At 60.1% G+C, this 11,325-nt stretch carries 8 protein-coding genes and 2 pseudogenes; 4 read left to right on the top strand and 6 right to left on the bottom strand.

Annotated features, from left to right (window positions below; translation table 11 throughout):
- Window positions 1-679 precede the first annotated feature (679 nt).
- The gene (locus EGH23_RS25830; RefSeq protein WP_220582857.1) at window positions 680-1,468 is read left to right on the top strand and encodes a potassium channel family protein; all 789 of its coding nucleotides are present in this window, start codon (window positions 680-682) and stop codon (window positions 1,466-1,468) included.
- A 68-nt stretch (window positions 1,469-1,536) separates the two neighbouring features.
- Here the strand turns inward: EGH23_RS25830 and EGH23_RS25825 are convergent, their stop codons facing one another.
- From EGH23_RS25825 to EGH23_RS25815, 3 genes are all read right to left on the bottom strand, one after another.
- A complete protein-coding gene (locus tag EGH23_RS25825; protein ID WP_328767181.1) occupies window positions 1,537-2,850 on the bottom strand; it encodes a multicopper oxidase family protein in 1,314 nt (437 codons plus the stop codon).
- Between the two features lie 118 nt (window positions 2,851-2,968).
- Window positions 2,969-4,117: an MBL fold metallo-hydrolase gene (locus EGH23_RS25820; protein ID WP_220582855.1), complete on the bottom strand. Its 1,149-nt coding sequence runs from the start codon at window positions 4,115-4,117 to the stop codon at window positions 2,969-2,971.
- 59 nt (window positions 4,118-4,176) lie between these two features.
- Window positions 4,177-5,964 carry a 5'-nucleotidase C-terminal domain-containing protein gene (locus EGH23_RS25815; protein WP_220582854.1) on the bottom strand — a complete coding sequence of 596 codons (1,788 nt, stop codon included), beginning with the start codon at window positions 5,962-5,964 and terminating at the stop codon, window positions 4,177-4,179.
- Window positions 5,965-6,244: 280 nt separating this feature from the next.
- Between EGH23_RS25815 and EGH23_RS25810 the strand changes: the two genes are divergently transcribed.
- Window positions 6,245-7,039, top strand: a complete 795-nt coding sequence (locus EGH23_RS25810) for a sulfite exporter TauE/SafE family protein (RefSeq protein ID WP_328767178.1) — start codon at window positions 6,245-6,247, stop codon at window positions 7,037-7,039.
- A 217-nt stretch (window positions 7,040-7,256) separates the two neighbouring features.
- Here EGH23_RS25810 and EGH23_RS27470 read toward each other — a convergent pair.
- Window positions 7,257-7,529 (bottom strand): annotated as a pseudogene (locus EGH23_RS27470) (DUF7967 family protein).
- 331 nt (window positions 7,530-7,860) lie between these two features.
- Between EGH23_RS27470 and EGH23_RS25805 the strand changes: the two are divergent.
- A pseudogene (locus tag EGH23_RS25805) lies at window positions 7,861-8,223 on the top strand (permease); the annotation flags it as partial.
- A gap of 158 nt (window positions 8,224-8,381) precedes the next feature.
- Here the strand turns inward: EGH23_RS25805 and EGH23_RS25800 are convergent.
- Together EGH23_RS25800 and EGH23_RS26750 are read right to left on the bottom strand one after the other, a co-directional pair.
- A complete protein-coding gene (locus EGH23_RS25800; protein ID WP_220582852.1) occupies window positions 8,382-8,969 on the bottom strand; it encodes a helix-turn-helix transcriptional regulator in 588 nt (195 codons plus the stop codon).
- Window positions 8,970-9,845: 876 nt separating this feature from the next.
- Window positions 9,846-10,004 (bottom strand): hypothetical protein, encoded by a 159-nt coding sequence (locus tag EGH23_RS26750; RefSeq protein WP_236045103.1) that lies wholly within the window; start codon window positions 10,002-10,004, stop codon window positions 9,846-9,848.
- A 24-nt stretch (window positions 10,005-10,028) separates the two neighbouring features.
- On the opposite strand from EGH23_RS26750, the gene EGH23_RS25795 reads away from it, so the two are divergent.
- On the top strand, window positions 10,029-11,325 hold a 1,297-nt coding region (locus EGH23_RS25795; protein WP_236045102.1), incomplete at its 3' end, for a heavy metal translocating P-type ATPase.

Here is an 11,325-nt window from a genome sequence, read left to right as displayed (position 1 = left end):
ACCACTCGTTAGAACGAGCAGTACCGCTATCGCCGCGAGAACTATCGGAAGCTTCGCACCGAGTCTACGAAATAGCATATACGGTTTGTGGTACACGCGTCGAAAGGAATACTATTCACCTCCTAAAAACCTCCTACACAGGAGGTCCGTTTATCTGCAGAGTCGCTGGCTTGCTGATACTGCTTTCACTCTCGTCAAGTCCGTAAAATCCGGCTAAACCGCTCTGGAACTTCGGATTTCTAGCCACAATCGTGTAAAAGATGGCGTTCCAATTGCATTCTGTATCTACTCACAGATCGGCGACCGTGAGTAGTGATCGGATGTCGCCGCTATCGATGTACTTGTCAACTATGACATGCAAAGGTCTCCTCACACAGCTCGAATACGGGCTTACGCCGGCTCGCCACGTAATGGATATATTACGTGTGATTTTCCAGTGTAACCCCGTTTCAGGGAGAATAATCGACACGTGAACTATCTCTACTTCGGATTAGGCGTTGGTTTGCTCGTCGTAGCCGTAACCGATCTCCTGTGGACGACGCTCTGGGTTGAGGGCGGTTCGGGGCCCCTTACTGGACGCCTGATGTCGTGGACGTGGAAACCGCTGCGTCGCTTCGGGGCGTATAGCCCTCGCGTTCGAACGCTGACCGGACCAATAGTCCTAACCCTCGGACTTGCGATGTGGATCACCCTTCTCTGGAGCGGATGGACGTTCGTCTTCGCGAGCGCTGACACCGCCTTAAAAGACACTATCGCCTCGGGCCCTATCTCCTTGGCCGAACGATTCTACTTCGTGGGATATTCGCTGTTCACGATGGGCAACGGCGACTTCGCGCCACGAGGCGAACTCTGGCAGGTCCTGACGGCGCTGATGACTGCCAGTGGAATGCTACTGGTGACCCTGAGCATTACCTACGTCCTCTCCGTTCTCGAGGCCGTCACGCAGAAACGCTCGTTTGCACGGAATGTGAGCGGACTCGGACCGGACGGCGGATCGATCGTCGCCGCCACTTGGAACGGCGACGGGTTCGAGGACGTCGCACTCCCGCTCAATAGCATCACCACGGCGCTGAACAAACTGACCGCGAATCACAAGGCGTACCCCATTCTCCACTACTTCTACACCGACGAGCGCGAGGCCGCCGCCGTGCTGAGCGTCGCCAGTCTCGACGACGCCCTGACTATCTGGCAACGAGCGACGCCCGAAGAGAACAGGCCCGCCGACTCGATCATGGTGGACGCTCGGTCGAGCGTCCAGAGCTACCTCGATACGGTCAGCACGTTCGCGCCGCCGTCCGACGAGCAGCCACCGCCACCCGACCTCACCGTCCTCCGCGAGCACGATATCCCGACAGTTTCTGACGAGGAGTTCGCGGACGCGCTCGAAGAACTCAAAGAGCGACGTCGGACTATGCGTGGAATAATCCGAGCAGACGCGCGTCAGTGGCCGAGTGCGGAAGAGGAGTAGTCCCGCGATCTCGCGGACGAGAGGGTAGTTCGAGTATCTATGGCCCCAAATCGAGCCGCTCCGCTCGGTCACTCGACGTATTTCACGATGCGAGCCATGCCTGCGTCGAGGTGATATAGATTGTGACAGTGGAACAGCCACCGGCCGGGATTGTCTGCGTGGAAGTCCAGCGTCACCTGCCCCCGATGCCCCGGCACCATAACGGTATCCTTGACAGCGTTGCCAACCTGAAAGAAGTGGCCGTGGAGGTGCATCGGATGGACGACTGGACTCTGGTTGGTCATCCGAATCCGGACGTGCTCTCCAGGTCGAATTCGGAGCGGATCGGCGTCCGGATAGGTCTGCCCGTCGATCGTCCACGTATACGATTGGCCGCCGCCGCGAGAGAGGGTCAGATCGAACGTCCGGTCAGGGCTCCCGCTCACGCCGTCGAGCGAAGAAATCGCCTGCAGGTCGCTGTACTGTAGCTGGTCGCCGGGCGACGACGGAACCTGTGGTGTGTTAGTGCCGTCGGTGCCCTCATATTCGACGACCGCTCTGGCTGGTGGTTCGTTCCCGTCGAGTGCGTCCGCCTGAACGAACCATCGTCCTGGGTTCGTCGCTTCGACCACGACATCGTAGCGCTCGCCGGCACCGAAGGCGAACGAGTCCACGTCGACGGGGTCGACGGGGCGGCCATCGGCGTGGGTCACTGTCATCTCGTGGCCGGCGATTCGGACGCCGAAGACCGTCGCGCTGCCGGCGTTCACGAACCGAAAGCGAATCCGCTCGCCTTCCGTGACGCCGAATGTCTGGGGATCCTCGGGGAGTCGACCGTTGATGAGGAGTCCGTCGTAGGGTGGCCGAACGTCGCCCATCATACCGCCGCCACCCATTCCTCCGCCCATCCCACCGCCCCCTCTCCCTCCGTCTGACGGCAGCTGAGGCTCGTCTGGGAGGTAATCGTCGAGGACAACGACGTACTCGCGGTCGTACTCGACGTGTGGGTCACGCTCTTCGACGATTAGTGGCCCAAGCAGCCCACGGTCGAGTTGGAGTCCGACGTGACTGTGATAGAAATACGTCCCGGCGGGTTCGGCACGAAACCTGTACTCGAACGTTTCGCCGGGCGCGATTGGTTCCTGTGTCACTCCCGGAACACCGTCGACGGGGTTCGGAACCGGGACCCCGTGCCAGTGAATCGTGGTCTCTGCTTCGAGGTCGTTGGTCAACTCAACGCTGAGCACGTCCCCCTCCTGTACACGGAGTTCCGGCCCCGGGAACTGCTCGTCGTACAGCCAGTTAGATGTCGATACATCGGGACCCGGTTGAATTGTTCCGGCCCCCGCAGTGAGACTGACGGAGCTATCTGGCTCGGACGTGACTGTCGAGCGCGGCGTCACCTCACGACCTTCGTCATCGTCACTTCCAGGTAGTTGACTGCCACAGCCCGCGAGCGCTCCGAGAGTAGATGCTCCCGTCAGCTGGAGGAGCCTGCGACGGGTGAGTGGTCGCTGTCTGTTAGGCGGCACAGTTGTTAGGTCCCAATTCGAGTTCTGTTGCTTCACTCTCGTCCTCGACGGTCGTTTTGCCGGTGTTGATGGCGATGACCTGCTCGTAGTTCGGGGGTTTCTCCGGAGCGTTCTCGGTCAACCGCTCGATGAACGCTTCGCGGTCGAGCCCGAGCAGATCGAGTTCCTCACGTAGATTTCCGAGCCGGGCCTCGAGCGGGGCGCCCGGCGAGCCGTTCTCGTAGCGCCCATCGCTCGTGATGGTGAGGTGGCCCGACAGAATCGTGGTGTCATCCGGCAGATCGAGGATGGTCTCGTGGAGTGAATCGTACAGTAGTTCGGCGCCATGGGACGCATCCTCTTCGCCGAACTGGAGTTCCGTCCGCCCGACAGAGTCAACGAACAGCGTATCGCCCGTCAACAGGAGTTCGCCGTCGACCAGGTAGTTCATCATCTCAGAGGTGTGACCAGGCGTGTGGAGCGCCTCAATCTCGACGTCGCCAACTTCGATGACTTCTCCATCTGATAGCGGTTCGTACTCGTACTCGACATCGCGCTCGCTGGCTGCTTCACCGAGGTGGTAGGGCACGCCGCTCTCGTCAGCGAGTGTCGGACTGCCCGAGATGTGGTCGGCGTGGACGTGCGTATCGAGTACGCGTGTTATGGAGAGCCCAGCGTCCTGGGCAGCGACTTTGAACCGGTCGGTCTGTCTGGTTGCGTCGACCACGACGGCTTCTCCCGCCTCTTTCGAGCCGACGACGTAGCCGAGACAGCCCTTCGCCCGGCGCTGGACCTGCCGAACGACGAGGTCGTCGTTGGACGTCTCGATGGGGACGACCTCGTAGAGCTTACTCCACTCTTCCATCCCGCCGGTGACGACCTCGACGTTGTCATAGCCGTGCTCGTCAAGGTCGAACGCGAACGGTGTCGACGTCAGACCCTTCCCGCAGATGGCGACGACCGGCCGCCCGTCGAGCAGTGCGTTCACCTCGTTGAGTTTCCCCTCGCTCAGCCCTTCGTCAGGGTCGTACGGAACGTTCTCCGCGTCGCGGACATGCCAGGCCTCGAAGCTATCTTCAGGGCGCGTGTCGATGAGCGTGAACTGTTCGTCGGCGTCGATCTTGTCTGCGAGTTGTTCCGCAGTGATGTTTGTGACCATCGTAATTCACCTGTGTAGTGTTTGATTGCCGTTCGTTGGCTCTGTCGCGTGTCCCGTCGCTATCTAGCGCTTCGATTACGCCCTTCTTCGGGGAAATCGTTCCCACGGGGAATCATGGACGTCTCGCAGTAGGCCTCTCCGCCCTGATAGTCGACGCCTGGCTGGATGAACGGATACGGCCCGTCGGCAGGCGTGTTCTGGGCGCCGCCACCATCGTCCGCAGTCTCAACCAGTCCCATCACCTCGTAGTCGACTGGTGAGTGTTCTTCGAGGAACTCGACGAGGACGTCGACCGGTATCGTCCCGTCGTCGACCTTGACGTCCTGGAACGGGAACCCGCAGTTACCGAGGTCGCGTTCGGGATCGCCGGGCCTGCGGAAAGTCGCCACCGAGTACGTCTCTTCGGGGTCGACCGGTTCGCCGTCGATACGCATCTCGACGAGGCGACGGCCGCGCTTTGCGGTCGGGTCGACGGTCACCTCGACGTTCGAGGAGAAGTTCCGGACGCGGCCGTCCTCCTGGTCGTACGGGTAGGGCGTGAAGTTGTCCTCAAGGAACTCCTCCATGTGGCTCGTGAGTTGCTGGCCGTACGCGACGCCGCGGGCGACGGGCGCCGCCATCGGGAAGAACGTGTAGAGTTCGCTGAGCGTGATGTCACCGGGCGGGATAGCGGTCCCATATCGAAACCCATGTGAGACGGCCAGATCAGTGTCGAAGTAGGCTTTGAGTGCGTCATTGAACAGCGTGTTCCACGCGCTCTCGAGGAACGACTGTCGGTAGAGCGGTGTTTCGGTCTCTCCGACGATCGTATCGAGGGGTCGGTCGAGCGTTCCGGCTCCCCGCTCGAACTCGGGGTCGTCCTCGAAGAACGGCGCGCGAACGGACTCGACCGTCTCTCTGGCCTCCTCGTCGGGATCGGGGGTGTGCTCGCCGTCCTCAGTGAGACAGTAGAGGTGGTGTCGGAACTGCACCTCGCCATCGTGAACGCGGAGGTCCACGCGGCCGAGCGCTTCGCCCATGCCGGACTCGACGATCACGGTGTCAGTCTCCTCAACGACGATGGGGTCGTAGGTGTACTCGTGAGTGTGGGCGCTGAACATCACGTCCACGCTCGGACAGTCCTTCGCAGCCTGGACCATCCACGGCAGGCCGATTTCGGTGACCGCTACCACGATGTCCGCGCCGTCCTCGCGGGCGGCCTGTGCTGACTCTTCGAGGAGTGCGGGGTGCTTGCCGAACCGGTACTTCCCTTCCCAGAACGAAGGAGCCATCCGGTCGACGTAGACGTTCGTCATGCCGACGACGCCTACGGAGAGTCCGCCGACCTCGAGGATGCTGTACGCGTCGTACAGCCGCTCGTCAGTCTCCCAGTCGTAGAGGTTGTTCGCGAGGACCATGGCGTCGAGATCATCCATGAGTTCCACGAAGTTGCCGTCCTCGACGGCCTCGTTCGAGTAATCCCAGTTCCCGGGGACATAGACGTCGGGCGCGACGTGCTCGTTGATGGGCTCGAGCATTCCCTGCCCGTCGGTGTAGGTGGTCACGGCGGAGCCGTGGAACGTATCACCGCTCATCAGGGTGCAGACCTCGTCGTCCTCGCGGAGTTCGTCCAGTTTGGCCGCGAGCAGGGGAATCCCGCCACCGCGCTTGATGACGCGGTCGTCGTCTCCGAACTCGAAGTTCGGTTTCGACGTGGGGTTGTCGTAATAGACCTGGTAGCGTGGCGTGAGCTGTCCGTGGAGGTCGCTGACGTGCGCGAAGACGACGTCTGGGTCGCCTGTCCTGTCATGCGCAGGGTCACCATCTAGAGATTGCCACTCGCCGATAGATGTCTCGTCCTGGTTCATCGTGACGTGACTGTAGATACGACCGTTGGCTGTTCATAAGTTGTGGTTAAAATTCGAAAGACTGCACAAGACTACGTATGGGTTCGCTATCGGCTACATAGTCGACTGAAACCCGAGACCGGTCGAGTTCGATTTGCAAAACAGTCTCGTAGTACGATCTAGTGGCAGGTTCGAAGGATGAGTGAGTCACTGGCCTTACGCTTCTTAGGGAGAAATTGCCTAAGAGAGAAGGCCGTAGTATTGGCCGAGCAGAGATGTACGCGCTTGTTCGAACGGCGAGGTGGTCACGCTGACAGCTAACTGGGTAACGACGGGGCTGTCTGCGGTTGTCATCCTCGCTGCGTCCGTTATTCACGGGATCGCCGGGTTCGGATTCGCGCAGGTGTCGATGGGTCTGATGCCGCTGTTCCGGTCGCCTTCAAGTGCCTCAATCATCTTCACCGCGACGGCGGTCGTGAGCAACGCCCGCGTCTGGTGGAGCGTCCGGGACGCGTTCGACTGGCGCAAGTGGATCGTTCCAGTCGGTGGACTCGTCGTTGGGATGCCGCTTGGCATCTACGTGTTCAGCCAGTTTAACAAGGCACAGATGCGCGTCGCTATCGGGGCGGTTCTCGTGCTTGCGGTCATCATCGTCGGCGCGACCCAGCAACTCGACGTCGTCACTGGCTGGATCGAGGACAAGGATTACAGACCGGGGAAGATCGTCGGCGCGACGGCCGGTCTCCTTGCGGGGATTTTCGGCGGTGCCGTCGCCGTCCCCGGCCCGCCGATGATCGTTTACGGCGCGTTCATGTCCGCCAGCGGATTCTGGAGCGGTGAAGAAATGAAAGCGACGTTCACCGCCTTTTTCGGCACGCTCATGCTGTATCGTCTCGGGAGCCTCACGTACACGGGGACCGTGACGACGACGCTGATGATCGAGGCCGCAATAGCCGTTCCGATGGTGTTCCTTGGTGCGTGGGTCGGCGTCTACATCTTCGACCACATACCCGAGCGTATCTTCCAGTGGGTTGTGCTGGCGCTGTTGACCGTGAACGCGTTCGTCCTGCTGTTCACAGCTGTCCCGGAACTCTGAATCTGTTCAGCTGTCTCCACTGTTTTGGTTCCATCATTTCCCCTAGGGCTGTTCTTTATTATTGAATCGAGGGGCTGGTTGCGCTCCAGATGACCCACCAGGGATGCCCAGGGACAGAAGAACGAGGAATCCCCTCGCGCCGAGTTTATGACACAATGAGTACGTTTGATGGTACTGTCGTAAAACAGAATCCCTCCGAAAGCGCTAGTTGCTCGCTTTAAATCGTATCATTGGGGTCGTGTTGGGCGATCATCCGCTCGACTTCCGATTCGTATCGTTCCCGGAGTTCCAGGTTGTCAACGTTTTCGAGACCAGACGCTGAGACGTCCTTCGCAGCAGTCACTGAGTCCAAATCGACAGCCTGTGCAGCAAGCTCTCGCCGGAAGAGCCGCATGCCGTCGGGGGTTGCGCCCTTGAGGACGATGAGGTCGCGGTTGTTGTACCTGCAGTCAACGAGTTACATGCGAACGTCGTCCGTCTCGTCTCTCATACGTATGGAGAGGAACACCACGACGTTAGGTTGTTCGGTAGCGAGCTATTGGTTGGGCTGCCGTCTCAGCAACTGACCGTGTGATTGTCCAAGAGCGACGACGAAAATTGATGTCGGAGTGCCGACTAGTTGTGTGGCTTCCGCCATCGAGCGGCCCTTCAGGAGCATGCGAAGCGCCAAGTGAGAGCAGTGCCCGTGGTCAAGCTTTGCTAGCGGAGTTCAAAATCGGGTCTCCCGGTCGCCAGTACATTTCGAACAGAAAAATACGAGACCATCTCACCCGTGGTGTGTTAGCCAAATCTCCCTAAAAAATCGAGCCCCAAGTGTAGCTATGGAGAAAAAGGAATACGCGATCCTCGCGGTCATCGCGCTGGCGACGGTGGCGCTCGGTGTATTCACGACATCGAAGCCCTTGGTGCCGTTCTTCGTCGAGAGTACGCGCCAGTTCCTCTCGACAACAGCAGCGATGGCGTGGATCACGTGGTGGGCGCTGGTCATTGGGTTCGCCATCGCCGGCGGCGTCGAGGCCTGGACATCCGACGAAAAGGTTTCTGACCTGCTAGACGGCCACGGCCTCCGGGAACTCGGCTACGGGTCACTGTTCGGGTTCGTCTCCTCGTCGTGTTCGTACTCAGCAATCGCCACGGCGAAGAACCTCTTCAAGAAGGGGGGCTCCGCCGCCGCGACTATCGGCCGAGATGAACTACAAGATGGTCCTGAACGTGCTCGCGACGATCTTCTTCCTGTTCCTCTACTGGCTTCACAGCTCGGATTCGGTTGGCGAGGAGGGACACGGCGAGCACGCTCACGCCGCCGACTGACAATCTCGGTTTTTCCCGACTGTCAACCCTACTAGACCTGGTTCTGCTGCAACTCGTCACTCGGATAGATGCGGTACGTCCGCCCCTGCCGTTCGCGATACAACAGGCCGCGCTTTTCGAGGGCACTCACTGTCTGGCTCACCTTGCTCTTCGAAAAGTCCGAGCGATCCCGCAGTTCGATCTGTGTGATGCCAGGCGAGGAGAGCACCGGTTCGAGAATCCGGCGTTCGTCGTCCGGCAGGAGGTCGAGAACACGAGTCTGTGGCTGCTCTTCTGGATTGATCGCGTCGTCCGGTTGGACGTCACTCTGCGGTGAGTTGTCGACTTCCTCGCTGGCCGTGCTCGATGACTCGTTCAACGGTTGAGCACTTGCAGCTACGGAGAGATCGTCACGGACGGTAAGATAGAGGCCGCCGATGACGACGGCGACAAGTAACGTCCCAAGAACGTACCAGAGCGGATTCGTCCCGTGGACGGCCCCCATCGATGTCCCCATCATCGATCCCATCTGGTCGAAGGCTCGCTGTTGCTGGTACGCCTGCCAGATGAGCGCACCGCCGACGAGGAGGACGGCGGCGACGAGAAGGCCGACCACCGTGTCGGCCCGGCGTTGATTCATTCACTCCACCTCACTCTGGGTTGCTTAGTCATACTCTCTCGTTGGCGAGACAGCGCCGTACCCGTTTTGATTATTCGGAGTAAGACTCTGTTCAAGGTCGCCCCACGAACGGTGACGCCCTAGCAAAGCCACTACCTCCGAGACCCCCAGAGTTGAATTCGGCGCGCGGTTCCCTACCCCAGGAAGATACCGGCTGTTCCTGCAATCGAAACCGGATGGGACGCTCATCACAACGCAGCACGATATTCGAATCGAACGCTGATACTACCCCGAGCGACTTCGATTTTGACCGGTCCTTCCAACCATCCTTCGAAGCCATTCACCCGGTTACAGGTGGGGTGGTATCCGTGGGTTCGACTCCCTATCAGGTGTGGCTACGATGGTAGCTATTAGCGAGTGTACTGTGTCAGAACTAGCTTTATTTTCGAAAAGAGACATCACGACCCGCACCGAATCAAAGGGACAATCCGCAAAAGAGAGGCAGTCGTAGTGATGCCTGTGTGACACCTATCACAGTAGAGGGAATGTGCTGTAAGCACTTGTCCAGGCTGTCGAGGACACTGGATACGCCACATATACCTAAGAGACAGCGGCGCGGTATCTACAAATGACCCTGCCGTTCGCTCTCAGGGGCTCGTTCTGCCGGAGCCCCCTATTCGTAGTCTCAGGAACCAGATACAATTGAAGGAGGAACGACGCCGATATACACCCATGAGCAATCATCCCCACCACGAGCACACGGACGAGTCGTCACCAGACCCTCGCTCCTCCCGACAGCCCAATGCCACAGTCCGATGTTGCCGTATCTGCCAGCTAGAAGCCAGTTCTGGGACGGAAGATACTGTCCCTCCGCCGTCCCCTCAGCACAGTCATCCGTCAGATTACGAGAAGCGCCGTGACGCCGAGACGGTCGAGCGCGGGCACTCTCACTCTGAAACAGAGCACACTCACGACGTAGCCGATGAGCACGGCCACGGGGCTCACGACCAGGGCACCCACGGCCATGAGGGAGAGCACGAAGATCACGGCGCACATACGGATCACACGGGCCACGAACAGATGTTCCGGCGGCGATTCTGGGTGTCGCTCATCCTTTCAGTGCCAGTTCTCTTCTTTAGTGAATTCATTCAGGACGTCTTCGGCTACACGGCGCCGACGTTCCCCGGGAGCGGCTGGATCACACCTGTCCTCTCGGTGATTATCTTCGCGTACGGTGGCGTGCCGTTCCTCTCGATGGCCCGCTCCGAACTGGAAAATCGCGAGCCAGGGATGATGATGCTCATCTCGCTGGCGATTACCGTTGCATTCGTCTACTCGGTTGCAAGTTTGTTTCTCGAGGGGACGACCCCCTTTTTCTGGGAGCTCGTCACGCTGATCGACATCATGCTGCTGGGCCACTGGATGGAGATGCGCTCGGTTCGGCAGGCTTCCGGTGCGCTCGACGAACTGGCGAAACTCATGCCCGACACCGCCGAGCGCATCACCGAGAGCGGAGATACGGAGGAGGTTCCCGTTTCCGAACTCGACGAGGGCGACGTTGTTCTCGTTCGTCCGGGTGCGAGTGTACCTGCGGACGGCGAAGTCGTCGACGGTGAGTCCTCGGTCGACGAGTCGATGATCACCGGCGAGTCCCGGTCCGTGGACAAGGAACCCGAGTCGGAAGTCGTCGCTGGCACAGTCAACCAGGACGGCAGCCTCCGTGTTCGGGTGACGAAGACTGGCGACGAAACGACGCTGGCAGGCATCATGCGCCTCGTCGACGAGGCCCAGCAGTCCAAATCCCGCACGCAACTCCTGGCCGACCGAGCAGCCGGCTGGCTGTTTTACGTGGCACTCGGCGTCGCAGCGATTACGGCCATCGCGTGGATCATCGTACAGGGGTTCAACATCGGCGTCCTCGAACGCGTCGTCACCGTTCTCGTTATCGCGTGTCCGCACGCACTCGGTCTGGCCGTCCCACTTGTAGTGGCGATCAACACCTCCACGGCCGCCCAGAACGGGATGCTCATCCGCGACCGCATCGCCATGGAAGAGGCTCGGAACCTCGATACGGTGATGTTCGACAAGACCGGGACGCTCACGAAGGGTGAGCAGGGCGTCGTCGGCGTCGCGACGGCGGGCGACTGGGACGAACAGCGCGCGTTCGAGGTTGCTGCGGGCGTCGAGGGCGACTCCGAGCACATGATCGCTCGCGCCATCCGGAACGCCGCCGCCGAACGTGACATCCAACGAGCGCAGGTCTCGAACTTCGAGAACCTCCGCGGTCTCGGCGTCAGAGCCACTGTCGACGGCGAGACGGTTCATCTGGGTGGTCCCAACCTGATCGAGAAACTCGGCATCGACCGACCCAACGACA

The sequence above is a fragment of the Haloarcula nitratireducens genome, from assembly GCF_019599505.1.
This window is presented reverse-complemented; position numbering and strand designations above follow the sequence as displayed.